The 18,439-nt window shown below is 63.1% G+C and carries 16 protein-coding genes and 2 tRNA genes; 6 read left to right on the top strand and 12 right to left on the bottom strand.

The features are described from left to right. Positions 1–594, bottom strand: a 594-nt coding sequence (locus tag ACIQ09_RS17300) for an aminotransferase class I/II-fold pyridoxal phosphate-dependent enzyme (protein ID WP_398312721.1), incomplete at its 3' end; no start/stop codon positions are given. A 193-nt stretch (positions 595–787) separates the two neighbouring features. Between ACIQ09_RS17300 and ACIQ09_RS17295 the strand changes: the two genes are divergently transcribed. The 3 genes from ACIQ09_RS17295 (at position 788) to ACIQ09_RS17285 (ending at position 2,803) form a co-directional block, all read left to right on the top strand. Next, positions 788–1,207, top strand: coding sequence for a hypothetical protein (locus tag ACIQ09_RS17295; RefSeq protein WP_398312718.1), 420 nt, complete (start codon positions 788–790; stop codon positions 1,205–1,207). A gap of 202 nt (positions 1,208–1,409) precedes the next feature. After that, the gene (parA, locus tag ACIQ09_RS17290; protein WP_398312715.1) at positions 1,410–2,075 is read left to right on the top strand and encodes a ParA family partition ATPase; all 666 of its coding nucleotides are present in this window, start codon (positions 1,410–1,412) and stop codon (positions 2,073–2,075) included. Further along, a complete protein-coding gene (locus ACIQ09_RS17285) occupies positions 2,072–2,803 on the top strand; it encodes a hypothetical protein (RefSeq protein WP_398312712.1) in 732 nt (243 codons plus the stop codon). Before parA ends, ACIQ09_RS17285 begins: the two co-directional genes overlap by 4 nt. A 10-nt stretch (positions 2,804–2,813) precedes the next feature. Here the strand turns inward: ACIQ09_RS17285 and pabB are convergent, their stop codons facing one another. The 8 genes from pabB to ACIQ09_RS17245 form a co-directional block, all read right to left on the bottom strand. Next, positions 2,814–4,616, bottom strand: coding sequence for an aminodeoxychorismate synthase component I (gene pabB, locus ACIQ09_RS17280; RefSeq protein WP_398312709.1), 1,803 nt, complete (start codon positions 4,614–4,616; stop codon positions 2,814–2,816). Positions 4,617–4,842: 226 nt separating this feature from the next. Then, positions 4,843–6,003, bottom strand: coding sequence for a polyphosphate kinase 2 (ppk2, locus tag ACIQ09_RS17275; protein ID WP_398312705.1), 1,161 nt, complete (start codon positions 6,001–6,003; stop codon positions 4,843–4,845). A 139-nt stretch (positions 6,004–6,142) separates the two neighbouring features. After that, positions 6,143–7,066 carry a hypothetical protein gene (locus ACIQ09_RS17270; protein WP_398312702.1) on the bottom strand — a complete coding sequence of 308 codons (924 nt, stop codon included), beginning with the start codon at positions 7,064–7,066 and terminating at the stop codon, positions 6,143–6,145. Between the two features lie 181 nt (positions 7,067–7,247). Continuing rightward, complete coding sequence (gene moaA / locus ACIQ09_RS17265; RefSeq protein WP_398312688.1) at positions 7,248–8,336, bottom strand: GTP 3',8-cyclase MoaA; 1,089 nt, start codon at positions 8,334–8,336, stop codon at positions 7,248–7,250. A 239-nt stretch (positions 8,337–8,575) separates the two neighbouring features. Beyond that, positions 8,576–9,079, bottom strand: a complete 504-nt coding sequence (locus ACIQ09_RS17260) for an IPTL-CTERM sorting domain-containing protein (RefSeq protein WP_398312685.1) — start codon at positions 9,077–9,079, stop codon at positions 8,576–8,578. Between the two features lie 88 nt (positions 9,080–9,167). Further along, the gene (locus ACIQ09_RS17255; RefSeq protein WP_398312682.1) at positions 9,168–9,767 is read right to left on the bottom strand and encodes an exosortase H-associated membrane protein; all 600 of its coding nucleotides are present in this window, start codon (positions 9,765–9,767) and stop codon (positions 9,168–9,170) included. 4 nt (positions 9,768–9,771) lie between these two features. Then, on the bottom strand, positions 9,772–10,293 hold the full coding sequence (gene xrtH / locus ACIQ09_RS17250; protein ID WP_398312679.1) for an exosortase H: 522 nt from the start codon (positions 10,291–10,293) through the stop codon (positions 9,772–9,774). 165 nt (positions 10,294–10,458) lie between these two features. After that, positions 10,459–10,534, bottom strand: a tRNA-Asn gene (locus ACIQ09_RS17245). Between the two features lie 296 nt (positions 10,535–10,830). Between ACIQ09_RS17245 and arsB the strand changes: the two genes are divergently transcribed. After that, complete coding sequence (arsB, locus tag ACIQ09_RS17240) at positions 10,831–11,853, top strand: ACR3 family arsenite efflux transporter (RefSeq protein ID WP_398312676.1); 1,023 nt, start codon at positions 10,831–10,833, stop codon at positions 11,851–11,853. A 100-nt stretch (positions 11,854–11,953) separates the two neighbouring features. Here the strand turns inward: arsB and ACIQ09_RS17235 are convergent. Both ACIQ09_RS17235 and ACIQ09_RS17230 read right to left on the bottom strand, forming a co-directional pair. Further along, positions 11,954–12,029, bottom strand: a tRNA-Asn gene (locus ACIQ09_RS17235). 93 nt (positions 12,030–12,122) lie between these two features. Next, positions 12,123–13,331, bottom strand: a complete 1,209-nt coding sequence (locus ACIQ09_RS17230) for an amino acid aminotransferase (RefSeq protein ID WP_398312673.1) — start codon at positions 13,329–13,331, stop codon at positions 12,123–12,125. Between the two features lie 118 nt (positions 13,332–13,449). Between ACIQ09_RS17230 and uvrB the strand changes: the two genes are divergently transcribed. Further along, positions 13,450–15,528, top strand: a complete 2,079-nt coding sequence (gene uvrB, locus ACIQ09_RS17225) for an excinuclease ABC subunit UvrB (protein WP_398312671.1) — start codon at positions 13,450–13,452, stop codon at positions 15,526–15,528. A gap of 78 nt (positions 15,529–15,606) precedes the next feature. Next, entirely contained in the window at positions 15,607–16,101 is a 495-nt protein-coding gene (locus ACIQ09_RS17220; protein WP_398312724.1) for a low molecular weight protein-tyrosine-phosphatase, read from the top strand. Positions 16,102–16,186: 85 nt separating this feature from the next. Here the strand turns inward: ACIQ09_RS17220 and ACIQ09_RS17215 are convergent. Further along, positions 16,187–18,439, bottom strand: a 2,253-nt coding sequence (locus ACIQ09_RS17215; protein ID WP_398312668.1) for a ribonuclease E/G, incomplete at its 5' end; no start/stop codon positions are given.

Below are 18,439 nucleotides of genomic sequence, written 5' to 3'. Positions count from 1 at the left end.
CACGATGTCGGCGCCGTGCTCGATGGGCCGGCACAGGTAGGGCGAGGGCACCGTGTTGTCCACGATCAGCGGAATGCCGTGGGCGTGGGCGATGGCCGCCAGGGCTTCGAAATCGGTGATGTTGCCCAGGGGGTTGCCGACCGACTCACAGAAAATGGCCTTGGTGCGGGCGTCGATCAGCGGGGCAAAGGAGGCCGGGTCGCGGTGGTCGGCAAAGCGCACATTGATGCCGATCTGCGGCAGGGTGTGGGCGAACAGGTTGTAGGTGCCGCCGTACAGGGTGGAGGCCGAAACGATGTTGTCACCGGCTTCGGCGATGGTCTGGATCGAGTAGGTGATGGCGGCCATGCCGGACGCCAGGGCCAGGCCGGCAATGCCGCCTTCCATCGCTGCCACACGGGCTTCGAGCACAGCCTGGGTGGGGTTCATGATGCGGGTGTAGATGTTGCCGGCCACCTTCAGGTCGAACAGATCGGCACCGTGCTGGGTGTCGTCAAAGGCATAGGACGTGGTCTGGTAGATGGGCACGGCCACGGCCTTGGTGGTCGGGTCCGGGCTGTATCCACCGTGGACGGCGAGTGTCTCGATCTTCATTGTGTTTTTCTCCGGTTGAAATGGGTTCAGGACGGGCGTGAGGGGTATGCGTCCGGGTTTTCCCGGATCCGCTTCCGGGAATCGCCTCCTTCCCCATCGCCGGGCTGGTGGCCGATAATACTCAAAGTGCCGCGAAAAACGCCCGGATTTTGTCGTTTCCAGCAGGCACATCAAAAAAATAAAGGAGGGACAAATGGAACTCAAAGGACGCAACGCGACCTGGCTTGAATTGGCTGTCGCGCCGCTGTGGCGCCTGGGGCAGACCCAAGTGCGCATTCATGCATTGAGCGGTGGCCGTGATTGCTGTGTGGGCATCACCGTGGACGAGCGCTGGCTCTGTGCCAACGATGGCCGGCTGACTGTTTTCGCTTGCCGTGATTCTGCAATCCGCTTTCTGGAGTTGCTCCGTATCGAGCATATGGAGGAGGGGCTCCCCATGGACATGGGGGCCAGTTGTGGTTGCGGCGATGTGCAGTGCCTGCGTCTTGGCACCCGCGGGCTGCGGGAGTGCGATGGCTCTGGCGTGCGTCCGCGGCGCTCGGACGGACAACGGCAGATCGTCATCAACTCCCCCCCCAGACGCCCGACGTTCAGGACCGATTTTTTGCGCTGATCGCGCCGGCCCTTCCTGCTTTTTCCTGACGCCCCGGCATGTTTCCGGGGCGTTTTTCATGTGCGTGTGACGACGAAATGGCTGCTGGCAGCCGGTATTCCAGCTTCTTCCCGCCTTGCTACTGCGCCCTCTCCAATGAGGGCCGCTTGTGTTTGAAACTCTTCTGAGTAAAAATAATACGGTATTACCTAATGGAGGTTCCGTGGCAAGAGCCAAGGTAGTGACCGTTCTCTCCCAGAAGGGCGGGGCGGGGAAATCGACGCTGACGATGCAACTGGCCGGCGGGCTGGCGCGCAGCGGGCGCCGGGTGGTGGTGATTGATCTCGACCCCCAGGAGACGGCGCTTCGCTGGTCACATGCTGCGCCGGCAACAACGCCGTTTCCTGCCCGGGTGATGCAACTCGATGGGGCTGCTGAAGGCCTGCAGACCTGTCTGCGGCAAGTGGGGCGGGATGCAGACGTGATCCTGCTCGACTGCCCGCCGTCCATCGAGCATGTCATGACCCTGGCGGCGTTGCGTGAGGCTGATGTGGCTTTGGTGCCGGTGGTGCCGAGCCCGGCCGATCTTTGGTCCACCAAGGCAGTGGAGCGTCTGATCCTCCAGGTCCAGGCGAGTCGCAAGGGTTTGCGTGCGGCGCTGGTGCCGAACCGTGTGTTGCGGACCAATCTTGCCTGGGATGTGCTCGAGGTAATGCGTGACTTTTCCTTGCCGGTCCTCGGTGCTGCGCTGTCCCAGCGCAACGCCTTTGCCCAGAGTGCGGTCATCGGTGGCACGGTGTATCAGCTGGGCCGTGGCGGAGCCGAGGCCGCTCGGGAAGTGGACAAACTGGTTGTGGAAGTATTGAAACTGACAGGAGAAAAAGTATGAACAGCAAGACCAAGTCTGCCCTGCGTTCGACGCTGCAGAAAGAAAACGAAGCTCTGGAGGCACGTCTGCCCGATCCCGTTCAGGAGGCCCCGGCGCCGGTCGCAGAGACTGCCATTCCGGCGGTTGAGGCGCCCGTGACGCCAGCGGTGGATACGACGGTGCCGGCAGAGGCTGTTGTAGCGCCCGTCACCACCGAAGCGGTCGCCGCGCCGGTGAAGCCGGCCAAGGCACCGGCCAAGCCTGCGGTAGCCAAGCCCGAGGCGGTGTCGAAGGCGTCCAGGGTGGTCAAGCCGGTCAAGGCGGTGGTGCCAGCCAAGGTGGTGAGCAAGCCCGCAAAGGTGGTCGCACCGGCTGCGGAGGCCGTTGCCAAGCCGGCTGTGGCCAAGAAGGTGGCTGCTCCCAAGGCTGAGCCTGTGCTGAAGGCGCTCAAGCCCGAAAAGCCGAAGGGCCCCAAGGCGGAGAAGGTGGTGAAGGAGAAGGCCGTCAAGGCGGAAAAGCCGGTCAAGGCCAGCCGCGAGAAGGTGGTGCGGGACTCCTTCTCAATGCCGAAGAGCGAGCATGCCCAGCTCAAGCAACTGCGTGAAACCCTGGCCAAGGCCGGGCGCATCTGCACCAAATCGGAATTGCTGCGTGCCGGCGTGCAACTGCTGCTGAAGGAAGACACGTCCAGTGCCAAGACGCTGGTTGAGCGCCTGGTGGTGGTGCCGAAGGGCAAGGGCGCCAAGTAAGGCGCAGGGGTCAGGCCGGGGCTGTCTGTTCCGTGTTTTCCAGCCGGACGCGGACCAGGCCCCGCAGGCCGTTGCCCATGAAGACGGCCTCCGCTTGACGGAGGTCGTCCAGGTTCAGATGCGCTTCCCGTGCCTTGCCTTCCTGGAGCAAGTGCTGGCGTAATACCCCATTCAGCACCCCCGCCTCAAGGGGGGGCGTGAGCAGAATACCGTCCCTCTCCACGAAGAGATTGCTGCGGGCGCCTTCGGTCAGCGCGCCCTGCTCGTTCATGAACAGCGCATCGAAATGCCCCAAGCCCATGACTCGCGCCAGCTCTGCATCGTAGAGCGCACGGGCGGTGGTCTTGTGGCGGAAGAGGATGTCGCTGCTGGAGGTGCGCAGGGGGGACAGCACGATGCTTGGGTTGGTTGCCGGGGTACCCATCGCCAGATCGGCCTGTTCCAGTGTGAAGTCGCCCTCGGGTCCCAGAGTGATGCGGACGCGCAGGGCCTTGTCTGCGTTGATGCCGTCGAGCAGGTTCAGGAAGGCGGCCTCCTCAAAGGGAAAGCCGAAGGTGCGTGCGGAGGCCTTCAACCGACTCCGGTGTTCGTCCAGGAAGGGAAAACTCCCCTGGCCAGGCGTGCTGCCCGGGGTGTAGCGCAGGGTTTCGATCAGGCGCAACCCCTTGGGCAGCGCGGTCAGGAAGCGCGATTTCAGATGGCATTCGGCCCATTCCGAGGCGGGAATGGAGTCGTAGACCACGCCGCTGCCTACGTTCAGGCGCGCGGAGCCGACCTTGTCGATGAGAAGGCTGCGGATGGGCACGCTGAAGCGGAAGTCGCCACCCGGGCGGATCCAGCCGAGGGCGCCGCAATACAGGCCGCGGGCCTCGGCTTCCAGCTCGCGGATGATCTCCATGGCCCGGATCTTCGGCGCGCCCGTGATCGAGCCGCAGGGAAAGAGGGCGCCAAAGATCTCCCCAAGATCTGCCATGACCGGTTCGGCGATGACCCGGGAGGTCATCTGCCACACCGTGGGATAGGGATCGATGCGGAAGAGGTCCTCGACCCGCACGCCTCCCGGCGGTGCCAGGCGCCCCATGTCATTGCGGATCAGGTCCACGATCATGATGTTCTCTGCACGGTCCTTCTCGGAGGCGGCAAGGGCTGCCGGCGGGGTATGGCGTGCGGCGGTGCCCTTCATCGGTTGGCTGCTCAGGGTGTGGCCCCGGCGTTCGAGGAAGAGTTCTGGGGAGCGTGACAGGATGGCGCCACCGGCATGACCGATGAAGGCCCCGTAGCGTACTGGCTGGGCCTGGCGCAGGGCGCGGTAGAGGCTGGCCGGATCACCGAAGGCCTGGCCTGACAGGGGGAAGGTGAAGTTGACCTGGTAGCAGTCGCCTTCGGCAATGTATTCGCGGATACGGGCGATGCTCGCCAGGTAGTCTTCCTCGCGGATGCGGGCCGCCAGGTGGCTGGTGCCGCCGGCGGGCGTTGCGGCCTGCGTAGCGAGCCAGGCGTCGCAGGCTTCATCGCTGAGCCACTGGCCTTGCTTGAATATCCAGCCGGTGAACAGTTGGCCACTGTCGACAGGGAGCAGGGGGCGCAGGCGCGGTTCGATCACGTAGCCCAGCTCGTAGTTGGCGGCCAGAGCGACCCAGGCGCCTTGGCGGGCAGCCTCCTCGAGGCGTTGCAGGGTAGTCTGCCAGTCGTCCGTGTGGCGGCACTCGATGGCTTCCTGCAGATCGGTGAGAAGCCAGGCGCCGCGCGCCTCGGTGGCATCCAGATTGTTGTCGAAAAGGGCGAAGGTGGGGGTGGGGGGCTGGGCGTTCACGCGCCGCAGTTTAACCGCTCGTCTCTAATTGGCGTAGAGGAAAGCCTGGAACTTGTCTGGACGGGGGAAAAGAGGGGCGTCTCCCCCGATCCAGTCTTGGCGGGAAATGCTGTGTCCGAGTGGCACAGCCCCCGTGGCGGGCAGTTACCGGTCTTCTTCGGCGCGGTCTCGACAATGGCCGCCCGGAGGGCGGCAAGGTCGATGGTCGATGGGGGGCCGTGCGGGTTTACAGCAGCGGGCTGCCGGCGTGCTCACCTCGCTCGTACACCACGTGGGCACGGCCGACCAGTAGCGGGTCCAGGGGGCCGATATGGTCCATGTCCTTGTTGGTGTAAGGAAGCTTGTGCAGGATGTAGCGCATGGCATTGAGGCGTGCGCGCTTCTTGCAGTCCGACTTGATCACCGTCCAGGGGGCGTCGGCGGTGTCGGTGTGGAAGAACATGGCTTCCTTGGCTTTGGTGTAGTCATCCCACTTGTCGAGGGAGGCCAGATCAATCGGGCTGAGCTTCCACTGCTTGAGGGGATGGGCCTCACGTTCCTTGAAGCGGCGGCGTTGCTCTTCGCGGCTGACCGAGAACCAGAATTTGATGATGTGCACGCCGCTGCGCACTAGCTGGCGTTCGAATTCGGGCGTCTGGCGCATGAACTCCAGGTATTCGTCCGCAGAGCAGAAGCCCATCACCCGTTCGACGCCGGCACGGTTGTACCAGGAACGGTCGAAAAGGGCGATTTCGCCGGCGGTGGGGAGGTGCTGCACGTAGCGTTGAAAGTACCACTGGCCGCGTTCGGTCTCGGTGGGCTTTTCCAGGGCGACGACCCGGGCGCCCCGCGGGTTGAGGTGTTCCATGAAGCGCTTGATGGTGCCGCCCTTGCCGGCGGCGTCGCGGCCTTCAAACAGGATCACGACGCGCTGGCCGGTTTCCTTCACCCAGGCCTGGAGTTTGAGGAGCTCCACCTGCAGGCGGTATTTCTGCTTCTCGTAGGCCTTGCGGGACATCAGGTTCTTGTACGGGTAGCCGCCTTCGCGCCAGCCATCGGCAAGCTCGTCGTCCGGGTGGGAGGGCAGCTTCTTGTAGACTGCCTCGTCTTCGGCCAGCAGGGCATTGCGCAGGATGGCTGCGTCGTCCGGGGATGCGCCGGCCATGATGGCTTGCAGGGTCTCGGCAATGCTGTGGGTGTCGTGGCCGGCGAGCGTGGCGACGATGTCGCTGACCGCGGAAAGCTTGGCGTCCCGGGCGGCTTCGACGGCCTCATCGATCACGTAGTTCTCGATGGCTTCGGGGGAGTCCTTGGGGGCGATGTCACCCGCACTGCTGGGGCGCGGGGTGGATGACTTGCGCGGGGGCTTGGCTGCGTTTCTGGGGGTTGCGTCTTGTTTTGCGCTCATGGCCTGGCTTCCTTCTTCTTGGTGACTGCGATAGGCAGAAGCTCGTCATCGCGAAGGGGTTTGACCGGCGCTGGCGAGCTCGTGGTGTTCACCCGTCATTTTCTGGGAAGCGGCTATTCCCTGCAATGGGTATGGTCTTCTAGAGCGCTGAGCGGGTGGCCCGTCGGGCACAGCGTTCGGTGTAGGCCCGACAGCGTTCGATGTACTCGTTGGCGCTCTTGGGCATGGGGGTGCGGGCCCGGGTGATGTAGCTCACCAGGTCGCGCCCCTGCTGGATGAGCAGGCGGCCGTCCGCAACCAGATGTTGTTCCTCGAGATTGACTGGCATGGCGTCGGCATTGAAGTGGCCGCACATGCGCTCGGCGGCAGTGACGAAGCTGGTCCAGATGTCGAAGATATCCGGATCGGTGCGCAGAGTCTCGGTCTTGATCTTGGCTGCGTTGGCGAACTCGTGGATGTGGGGTTCGACACCCTTGAAACAGGGCAGGGGTTCGAAGGTGGTAACCATGGCTGCCGCCAGCAGGTCGATGTCGCGCAGGGTCATGGCGATCTTGACGTAGCGGCTTTCGTAGAAGTCTTCGAGGGGGATCGAAAAGGCCTTGAACGGTTCGCCCCATAATTCGTCGATACCTTCTTCGCCCGAACGGTGCAGAACCAGTCGCCCTAGGCCGAGTGCTTCCTGCAGGCAGCGGCCACATTCGCGCATCAGCGCGTTGTCGGACTGGATCTCGATGCCCACGCTCTGCAGTTCAACCAGCTTGGTGAAGATGTCGGCGGCCCGGTTGAACAGGGCCCCGGCCAGCATCGCGCCCTTCACCCGGCGGCGCTCTGCGTTGCTCTCGTCTTCGTAGCTTTTTCGCGCTTCGTTCAGCCGGCTGCCCGGAATGTTGAGGCCGTGCTCCACGTGGTTGAACAGGCGGCGGGTGAGGGCCCCGATCAGCTTGCGCTTGGCTTGAAGGGTGTCCTCGGGCACCTTGTAGGTCTTGACCCAGTATCCCGAGTAGAAAACCCGTTCACGCCCATCGATGATCTGCTTGGTGCCTTCCGGAACGTCGTTGTTCATGGTCCGCTCTTGGCTAGGGTTGGGGGCGGCTTGGCCAGTTGATGGCTTCGTATGTTTTGCTGCAGCACGAAATTTTGCACCATAACGGGCCCGTGGACGCAGTCGACCAACAAATTCACTCGAAAAGTATGCACCTTGTCACAGGATGGCTGTCGCGGCCCCGATCGGTCCGGGGCGGGATTCAGCCCCCGATATAGGACATTTCGATCTTGCGCAGGGAGGCGGTTTCCGCGGTGCGGATCTCGGAGTAGCGGTCAGTGCGCCGCTGCCAGATCTGCCGGATGGCGGCTGACAGCTCGTCATCGTTACGGCCTTCGCGCATCAGGCTGCGCAGGTCGTGGCCGCTCTGGGCGAAGAGACAGGTGTACAGGCTGCCCTCGGTGGACAGGCGTGCGCGGGTGCAGGTGGAGCAGAAGGCTTGGGTGACCGATGAAATAACACCAATCTCGCCGCCGCCGTCGGCAAAGCGCCAGCGCTCCGCGACTTCTCCGGTGTAGTTGGGGTCGATTGGCACGAGTGGGTGGCGCTCATGGATGCGCTGTACGACTTCAGCCGACGGCACCACATCGTCCATCCGCCAGCCGTTGGAACTGCCCACGTCCATGAACTCAATGAAGCGCAGGATATGACCGGTGCCGCGGAAGCGCTCGACCATGGGCAGGATTTCCTGGTCGTTGAGACCGCGCTTGACCACCATGTTGATCTTGATCGGCCCGAGCCCGGCGGTTTCCGCGGCTGCGATACCCTTGAGCACGTCAGTGACGGGTACGTCCACGTCGTTCATGGCGCGGAAGATGGCGTCGTCCAGGGAGTCAAGGCTGACGGTGACGCGCTGAAGTCCGGCCGCCTTCAGGGCCGCAGCCTTCTTGGGTAGCAGGACACCGTTGGTGGTCAGGGTGACTTCCATGCCGGGAATGGCGACCAGCTGGCTGATCAGCTGCTCCAGGTTGCGGCGCAGCAGAGGTTCGCCACCGGTCAGACGGATCTTGGTTACGCCGTGGGAGGCGAACAACCTCGCCAGGCGGGTGATTTCCTCGAAGGACAGCAGCGACTGGCGGGGCAGGAAGGTGTAGTCCTTGTCGAATACCGACTTGGGCATGCAGTACACGCAGCGGAAGTTGCAGCGATCCGTCACCGAGATCCGCAGGTCCCGGACCGGGCGTCCGCGACCATCCAGGAGGGTACCGGTGGCGGGGCTCAGGTCGGCAGGGATGGCTGGCAGTTGCCGGAGCTGGCGCTCGTCGGCCAGGGGAATCACTCGCTGGTTCATCGTCTCTTCGGATGGGGCTGCACAGGTGCTCTTATAGGGTGGGGCGCTGTTTGAGCGCCTTGTCCCGTGCTAAGAAAGCGCCCGCCTCTTCAGAAAATTATGGGGGCTGTGGCGGGGAAGGGCAAGGCGAATGGGCTGGGGGACGTTCCTGTGGTGGCTATGGCGCGATCACTCTTGCTAAGGGGCTCGAAAACAAAAATGCCCACCGAAGTGGGCATTTTTTCGAGAGCGGGCTGTGATCAGCCCTGCTTGCGCCGCATGATGACCACGGTGCTGGCGGCCATCAGGCCGGACAGCAGGATCATGCCCCATTCATTGAGGGTAGGGACGGAGGTCGTGGTGGCGGTGGTGGTACCCGGCACCCATGTGAGAGTGCTTGCGCCATAGCTCGCCGTATATGGCGACATGCCCGAAAACGACGTACTCCCGTTATCACACCCGAAGTTCAGATCTAATCCAAAACTCGGTGTGGAATTGGCCGCCAGGAATGTACATTGCGCCTTGGTGAAGCTCTGGCCTGCACCGGCCACACCACCAGTAATGGTGATGGAAATGGACGTGGCATTGGCCAGCGAGAGAGAACTTCCTGAGGTGGTAACCGTGTCGTCCCAGACCAAAGTACCGCTACCGGTTTCGCCACCTGTACCGGTGACGGTGAAGCTGTGGGTCTGGATGGCGGCGAAGGCCGGCATGGACGCTGCGGCGACGGTGGCAAGGATCGCCGATTTGAGCAGTGTTTTCATTGATTTTTTCGCGCAAGTAATGACTGCACATTTATAGCCGAATTTACACCTTGTATCAAACCTTCTTCGGGTATTTGACAGTGTGAATTCAGTGCTTTCCGGAAAGGCTGCCCTCGAGCAGAACAGTGGCCACCAGTCTGCGGTCGAGGGCAAGCCAGACAAGCACCGGGGCCAGGGCGGGAAAGATCAGGAAGCCGAACTGGTACCCTGCGGCCACGAGGTTGGTTCCTAAGGACGAGAAGCCCGCCTCGCCGGCTACCTGCGGGCCGGCTTGGACCGCGACCTGCAGGAGCCATGCAAAGGCGATGCTCCAGGCCTGGAATGGAATCAGGAGGGCGAGACCGGTGGGGAGCTTCCACCAGAGTTTGCGGGCCTGGCTGCCCAGCAACAGGGCGGGCAGGAGCGCAGATCCATAGCAGTATGTCAGCGCCCGGATTTCCGGTGCCAGTTCGCCGATCCGGCCGCCTTGTGCAAGTACCCGCAGGTTTGTGAGCAGTGTGTGGTGAGCGCCCTCTTTTTCAATGCCCAATACCCATGACGGAAACTGGAACTGCAACGCTTTTCCGGCAAGCCAGACGGAGGGCGCTACCACCCATTCGCGAGCCCAGTACCACAGGACCAGCATGGGAACGAGAAGAAGCAGGGTGCGCAGGAAGAAGCCGCCGATAAGGCTGAAATGTTTCTCCATGCAATCACGCTCCGGCAGCCACGGGGGGCGAAGGAAGGGAGGGAGGCGTCCGCTGTGCCACGATACGGATCCACACCAGCCATACGATCAATACATCCAGCATGATCAGGGCTTGCCACAGATATAGGTGCGCGAATTCGAAGAAGCCCTTGTCCCACCTCGCGAGGTAGAACAGCGAGATGACCCGCAGGACATTCACGGATTGAATGGTGATGCATCCGGCAAGGACGCCCAATAGTTTGAGCTTCCACGGTGCGGGGTAGGCAAGCATCGCGGCGAGGAGGATCAGGCATGCTTCAACACCGTTGCAGCCGGCTTCCACGGAGACGCCCACGCCGCTCCGCGTGTCGAGCAGGACTTTGCCATAGGACATGACGTTGGCGTCGAAGGTGCTGAGGATAAATGCGGTGATCCGTGTGAGTAGGGAGGTCCAGGGAAGGACGATCCACTGCTGGGCGGGGGCCGTTAGCTCCAGCACCATCAGGCCCGGCAGCAGCAACATGAAGATCAAGAGGAAGCGAATCATTCCAGTGGCTGGGTGTTGGAGGAGAGGAGGGGACGTGGTTGCTCTCAGGTGCAGAGTGCGAAGCAAGAATGCCCCACCAATGGTGCATGTGCAAGGCGCTTGGGGTAAGTCCGGGAGGTGAAAGCAAAAAAGCCAACCCTTACGGATTGGCTTTTTTGCTTGTCTTGGCTCCTCGACCTGGGCTCGAACCAGGGACCTACGGATTAACAGTCCGGCGCTCTACCGACTGAGCTATCGAGGAATTGAGAGCAAAATTATAGGCGTCGAATCTCATACCGTCAACACCGACGTGAGGCTACGTCAAGCCGACGTGGGTTGGTTATTTCAAGAATTGTTGTATAGTCGAATGGTTGAAACGCAAACAGCCGGATTCATCTCCGAGTTTCAAGGTGATCGATCCGGCCCTTGTTCCCGACATCCATCCAATCTCGTACGCCATCATGAACATATTCTTGCTTCGGGCCGTTGAAGCGGTGATTTTTACTAATGCAGGGTTGCTGCATATCCATCCGCATGTCCGTGTTTCAGGAGGGGCTGATGGGGCTCTTTGAACGCTTTCTGACCGTATGGGTGGCGCTGGGGATCGTTGCTGGCGTGCTTCTCGGTCTTGCCGTGCCCGGCGTCTTCCAGGCTATTGCCGGTCTGGAGATTGCGCACGTCAATCTGGTGGTTGCCGTGTTCATCTGGATCATGATCTATCCGATGATGATCCAGATCGACTGGTCTGCCGTAAAGGATGTGGGTAAGCGGCCGCGGGGTCTGGTGCTGACGCTGGTGGTCAACTGGCTGGTCAAGCCCTTCACCATGGCGGCCTTGGGGGTACTGTTTTTTCAGTATGTGTTTGCCCCCTGGGTGGATCCCGCGTCGGCCAGCGAGTACATCGCAGGCATGATCTTGTTGGGCGTGGCGCCCTGTACCGCCATGGTCTTCGTCTGGAGCCAGCTTGTCAGGGGGGATGCCAACTACACCCTGGTCCAGGTGTCGGTGAATGATCTGATCATGGTGGTGGCCTTTGCGCCCATCGCAGCTTTTCTGCTGGGGGTCACTGACATCACGGTCCCCTGGGAAACCTTGGTGCTGTCTACCGTGCTCTATGTGGTGCTGCCGCTGGCGGCGGGCATGGGGACGCGTCATGTGCTGGCCCGGCGTTCGCCCGATGCCGTGGTGGGGTTTGTCGCCCGGCTCAAGCCGTGGTCCATCATCGGGCTGATCGCCACGGTGGTTCTGCTGTTTGGTTTCCAGGCGGGCACTATCGTTGCCCAACCGGCGGTCATCGCCATGATCGCGGTGCCCCTGATCGTCCAGAGTTACGGGATTTTCGCGATTACCTTTTTTGCAGCGCGGGCCCTCAGGCTATCCCATGACATTGCCGGGCCGGCCTGCCTGATCGGCACCTCCAACTTCTTCGAGTTGGCTGTGGCGGTGGCGATTTCCCTGTTCGGCCTCGATTCCGGCGCGGCGCTGGCGACGGTGGTCGGCGTGCTGGTGGAGGTTCCCGTGATGCTCTCGCTGGTGGCCATCGTCAATCGTACCCGGCACTGCTTCGTGCACGGCGATTGAGTTGCCGTCAGGCTTTCGTCCCGCTTCATTGCGTGGCAAGGGAGGGGGGGCTGCAAAGTAAAAAGCCAAGCTCGAAAGCTTGGCTTTTTACTTGATTCTTTGGCTCCTCGACCTGGGCTCGAACCAGGGACCTACGGATTAACAGTCCGGCGCTCTACCGACTGAGCTATCGAGGAACAGAGCCGCGCATTCTAGGTGTGACTTTAAAGTACGTCAAGGCCGGATGCGTGACTTTTTGCCCCCGCCGGTCAAGACGGGGGCGACGGAGGTCAGGCCTTGATCACGGCAGCGATGGCGTCGGCGACGTAGTCGAGGTTCTTGCTGTTCAGGGCAGCGAGACAGATGCGACCAGTGCCGACGGCGTAGATGCCGAACTCGTCCTTCATGCGATCCACCTGGGCGGTGGTGAGGCCGGTATAGGAGAACATGCCGCGCTGCTTGATCACGAAGGAGAAGTCCTGGTCTACCTTGCGGGCAGCAAGTTGCTCGACCAGCCCGGTACGCATGGCACGGATGCGGTCACGCATGCCGGCCAGTTCGGTCTCCCATTCCTGGCGCAGGGCCGGGGTGGACAGCACGGCAGCCACGATGGCGCCGCCGTGGATCGGCGGATTGGAGTAGTTGGTACGGATCACGCGCTTGAGCTGCGACAGCACGCGGGCGGATTCGTCCTTGCTCTGGGTGACCACGGACAGGGCGCCAACGCGCTCGCCATACAGCGAGAAGCTCTTGGAGAAGGAGCTGGACACGAAGAAGGACAGGCCGGAGGCGGAGAACAGGTTCACCGCCACCGCGTCGGGCTCGATGCCATCGGCGAAGCCCTGGTAGGCCATGTCGAGGAAGGGGATCAGGCCACGGTTGGCACAGGCCTTGACCACGTCGGCCCACTGGGCTTCGGTGAGGTCGGCGCCAGTGGGGTTGTGGCAGCAGGCGTGCAGCACGATCACCGAGCCGGCGGGCAGGGTGTTGAGCTTGGCGATCATGGCCTCGGCATTGGCGCCGCGGGTTTCCGGGTTGTAGTAGGGGTAGGTGTCTACCGGGAAGCCGGCAGCCTCGAACAGGGCGCGGTGGTTTTCCCAGGAGGGGTCGGATATATAAACGGTGGCGCCCGGCACCACGCGCTTGATCAGGTCGCCGCCGATGCGCAGGGCGCCAGTGCCGCCGAGGGCCTGGGCGGTGACGACGCGGCCGTCACGGATGATGGCGCTGTCGGCGCCGAACAGCAGGTTCTGCACCGCGTTGGCGTAGGCGACAGGGCCTTCGATGGGTTGGTAGCCACGGGGAGGGGCCGCCTCGAGGCGGGCCTTCTCGGCGGTCTTGACGGCGCCCAGCAGGGGGATCTTGCCGTTGTCGTCGAAGTAAACGCCAACGCCGAGGTTGACCTTGGTGCTGCGGGTATCCGCGTTGAAGGCTTCATTCAGGCCGAGAATCGGATCGCGGGGGGCCATTTCCACCGCAGCAAAGATCGAAGAGCTCATGGGGTCTCCAAAAGGGGCGAAGGGTGCGGGGCACTTTGTGCTTGCCGCTGGGCGATAATGCGGCGTTGCCCGGACCTGAGCCCGGACTCACCGACTGACTTGAATCTGAAATTTTATCATGGCCGATCAATCCGATAGCGGGCGCGTAGTGCTTTTCGACGGGAGTCCGTTTCGGCTCCATCAGCCATTCCAGCCCGGCGGCGACCAGCCGGAGGCGATTCGCAAGCTGGTGGAGGGCATCGGCGACGGTCTGATGTTCCAGACCCTGCTGGGTGTGACGGGGTCCGGCAAGACCTACACCATGGCCAACGTGATTGCCCGCTGTGGCCGTCCGGCCTTGGTGCTGGCCCACAACAAGACCCTGGCGGCGCAGTTGTATTCGGAGTTCCGGGAGTTTTTTCCGGAGAACGCGGTGGAGTATTTCGTCAGCTACTACGACTACTACCAACCTGAGGCCTACGTGCCGTCCCGCGATCTGTTCATCGAGAAGGATTCGGCGATCAACGAGCATATCGAGCAAATGCGCCTGTCGGCCACCAAGAGTCTGATGGAACGGCGGGATGTGGTGATCGTGGCGTCAGTGTCGTGCATCTACGGGATCGGTGATCCGCAGTCTTATCACAGCATGGTGCTGCACCTGCGGGAAGGCGAGAAGATCGTCCATCGCGATCTGGTTCAGCGATTGGTGGCGATGCAGTACGACCGGGCGGACGTGGATTTCAAGCGCGGTACCTTCCGGGTGCGTGGCGACGTGATCGACATCTATCCGGCCGAAAGCGCCGAGCACGCCCTGCGCGTGGAAATGTTCGACGACGAAATCGAGCACCTGACCCTGTTTGACCCGCTGACCGGCCACCTCAAGCAGAAAATCGTGCGCTTCACGGTCTATCCGTCAAGTCATTACGTGACGCCGCGGGCCACTGTGCTGGCTGCTCTCGAGGCTATCAAGGATGAGCTGCGCCTGCGCATCGAGACTTTCCAGAAGGCCGGCAAGCTGGTGGAGGCCCAGCGCATCGAGCAGCGCACCCGCTTCGACCTGGAGATGCTGAACGAACTGGGGTTCTGCAAGGGCATCGAGAACTACTCTCGCCACATGTCCGGGCGCAACCCCGGTGATGCGCCGCCGACCCTGATCGACTATCTGCCCAAGGATGGCTTGATGTTCATCGATGAATCGCATGTGTCGATCGGCCAGGTGGGGGCGATGTATAAGGGCGACCGGGCGCGCAAGGAAAACCTGGTCGAGTACGGTTTCCGCCTACCCTCGGCGATGGACAACCGGCCCCTCAAGTTCGAGGAGTTCGAGCGCCTGCTGCCCCAGACCGTGTTTGTCTCCGCGACGCCGGCGGCTTACGAAAAGGAACACCAGGGCCAGGTGGTGGAGCAGGTGGTACGCCCGACCGGCCTGGTGGATCCGATCATCATCGTGAAGCCGGCCACCACCCAGGTCGATGATCTGCTGGGGGAGATCAAGCTGCGCCTGGCGGTGCAGGAGCGGATCCTGGTGACGGTACTGACCAAGCGCCTGGCTGAGGATCTGACCGAGTACCTCGCCGAGAATGGTATCCGTGTGCGCTACCTGCACTCGGACATTGATACCGTGGAGCGGGTTGAGATCATCCGTGACCTGCGCCTGGGGGAGTTCGATGTGCTGGTGGGGATCAACCTGCTGCGGGAGGGGCTGGATATCCCGGAGGTGTCCCTGGTGGCCATCCTGGATGCGGATAAGGAGGGCTTCCTCCGTTCGGAGCGCTCCCTGATCCAGACCATCGGCCGGGCGGCGCGACACCTGCACGGCACGGCGATTCTCTACGCCGACCGCATCACCGATTCCATGAAGGCGGCCATGGGCGAAACGGAGCGCCGTCGCGAAAAGCAGCTGGCTTTCAATGCGGCTAACGGAATTACACCCAAGTCCGTGACAAAACGCATAAAGGACATCATTGACGGTGTCTATGATGCAGGTTCAGGGGATGCCACTGTCAACGCCGCCGAAGCCCGTGCCGAGTACGGGGTTCTGGATGAAAAGGCGCTGGCCAAGACCATCCGTCAGCTCGAGAAGGAAATGCAGGAGCACGCCCGCAACCTGGAGTTCGAAAAAGCTGCTGCGGCGCGCGACCGGCTTTTCCGCCTGCGGCAGCAGGCATTCGGTGCTGAAGGGCACGACGCATCCGCTTCACCCGACGCCACTGGCTGAGAGAATCCGAAGAAATTGGTCCTTGAGCTTGTACGTTCCGCCCGCCGGCTGTTTAAATTGCCGGTAGGAGGGACACCCATAATGAAAATACTGTTCGTGTGCACCGGCAATATCTGCCGGTCACCTACGGCGGAGGGCGTGGCACGCCGCTGGCTGGCCATGGCGGGGCTTGAGGATGTGGTCGGTGTGGATTCTGCCGGCACCCAGGGCTATCACACCGGTGAGGCGCCGGATCCGCGGGCCCAGACGGCCGCGCTGCGGCGGGGCTACGATCTTTCCCGTCTCCGGGCGCGCAAGGTTCAACCCAAGGATTACGCTGAGTTCGACCTCGTGCTGGCCATGGATCGGGATCACTTCAATTATCTGCGAGACAGGGCGCCTGATGGCTGCAAACACAAGGTGCGCATGTTTATGAGTTTCGCCCGCAGCTCACGCCGGGATGACGTTCCTGATCCCTACTATGGTGGGGCGAAGGGCTTTGACGCCGTTCTGGATCTCTGCGAGGACGCAGTGCAGGGGCTGATCGAGGACATCCTTCCGGAAGTGAATCGGAGGCGCCAGTCGGTGAGCTGAAGCCCTTGATCTGTTGCTTTCAGGGCAAGAAGAAATGCAAAAGGCCAGTCCCATGGGACTGGCCTTTTGCTTGTGGTGCTGATGCTTACTTCTGGGTTTCCACCTGGACCAGCGCCTCTTCGACGACCGGAGCGGCGCTGCGGGTGCGACGGCGGCCGAGGGGCTGTGCAGGTTCGGTGGGGATCGCTGCCTGGGCGGCGCTCACCGAATCGGCCCGGGTTTCGATCATTACCAGCCCGCTGGCTTCCAGATCGGGCAGTTCGATAGCCGTGGGCGCGGCCTTGGTGGTCACCTCGACGGCGCTAGCCGCTTGAGGCTCTACCTGGACTACCGAAACCGACACTTCTGCCGGTGCTTCGACGACAACAGGCTCTGCCGGCGACGCTTCGACGACCTCCGCGCTGGGGGCGGCCACCTCCGCGGGGGCTGCAGCGACGGCTTCGGGCTCCGCGATTGTGGCGACGGGCGCCTCGGTGGGCAGCTCGACTGCGGGCTGATGGGTGGCAGCCACAGCCTGCTCGATCAGGTCGAGGCCGGTGGCTTGAACTGCTGCGGGCGCCGTGTAGGCCATTTCCGCGACGGCGACCACGGCTTCCTGGGCTTGAGCAGCGGCCGGGGTGGCCTCGGGAGCGGTCGACTCCGTTGCGATGGCTTCCACCGCGTCTGAGGGAGCAGGGGCCTGGGCAGGTGCAGCCTCCGCGACCGGCAGCGGTGCCGGGGTGGCTTCGGTGGCGACCGCCTCCGTTGCGGCGCTGACCGCGACCTCGGGGGTTTCCGTGGTTTGAGCCTGTTCGCCGATCTCCAGTTCGCCCTGGGCGGCGGCTTCGTTGCTGCCCGCTTCATCGTTGCGACGACCGCCGCGACGACCGCGACGGCTGCGGCGGCTGCGTTCGGCACCGGCTTCGCCTTCGACGGTTGCAGCGGCTTCCGGGGCCGCAACGGCGGCCGCAACTGCAACGGCCGTCAGTTGCTCGGTGGCAACAAGGGTTTCGGTCTCGGCAGGCTTCGGGGTTTGGGCGTTGCGGTTGCGACCACGTTCACCGCGTTCGCTCCGTTCGCCGCGCTCATTTCTCTCACCACGTTCGGCACGTTCGGTACGCTCGCCGTTGCGACCTTCCCGCTCCTGGCGCTCGCCACGCTGGCGCTGGGGCTTCTCGCGGGCCTCGGTCTGGGCTTCGGGGGCGTTGCGGTTGCCATTGTCCCGGGTTTCACGGCTATCGCTGCGCTCGCCACGTTCTTCACGCGGGCCGTCCCGGCGACCACGACCTTCACGGCCTTCGCGACCTTCCCGGCGACCGCGTTCGTTGCGCGGACGGGATTCACGGCGGGGCGTTTCCGGCTGGACGACTACCGGGGCGGGTTCGGGCTGCTTCTCGCCCCGGAAGAAGGCGAAGATGCGGGACAGCAGGCCGGGCTGGCTTTCCGGTACGGGGGCGGGGGCCGGCACTGCCTTCGCTTCCACGATGGGGGCCGGCTGATCCGGAGTGATGCCCTTGACAGCGGCTTCCTGGCGCACCGGGCGATCGGTGTTGGCCGACGGCGGCGAGTAGGATTCGTCGGCCGGCTTGGTGGCCATGCGGTAGCTCGGCAGGACGCTGTCTTCGAGGTTGAGCTGGTCGTGGCGCAGGCGGATGATCTCGTGCTGCGGCGTTTCGAGGTGGCGGTTGGGGATCAGCACCAGGCCGACCTTGTGGCGCACTTCGATCTTGGCGATATCGTCGCGCTTCTCGTTGAGCAGGAAGGTGGCGACGTCGACCGGCACCTGGCAGTGCAGGGCACCAGTGTTGTCCTTCATCGCCTCTTCTTCGAGGATGCGCAGGATGTGCAGGGCCGAGGATTCGGTGCTGCGGATATGGCCGGTGCCGTTGCAGCGCGGGCAGGGGATGTAGCTGGTCTCGGCCAGGGCCGGGCGCAGGCGTTGGCGGGACAGTTCGAGCAGGCCGAAGCGGCTGATCTTGCCCGTCTGGACGCGGGCGCGGTCGTAGCGCAGGGCGTCACGCAGGCGGTTCTCGACCTCGCGCTGGTTCTTCTGGGACTCCATGTCGATGAAGTCGATGACGATCAGGCCACCCAAGTCGCGCAGGCGCAGCTGGCGGGCCACCTCGTCGGCGGCTTCGCAGTTGGTCTTGAAGGCGGTTTCCTCGATGTCGGCACCACGGGTGGCGCGACCGGAGTTCACGTCCACGGAGACCAGGGCCTCGGTGTGGTCGATCACGATGGCGCCGCCGGAGGGCAGGCTGACCTGGCGCGAGTAGGCCGACTCGATCTGATGCTCGATCTGGAAGCGCGAGAACAACGGCACGTCGTCGTGGTAGCGCTTCACGCGGTTAACGTTCTG

This window comes from Zoogloea sp. (assembly GCF_044344315.1).
Classification (GTDB): domain Bacteria; phylum Pseudomonadota; class Gammaproteobacteria; order Burkholderiales; family Rhodocyclaceae; genus Zoogloea.
This window is presented reverse-complemented; position numbering and strand designations above follow the sequence as displayed.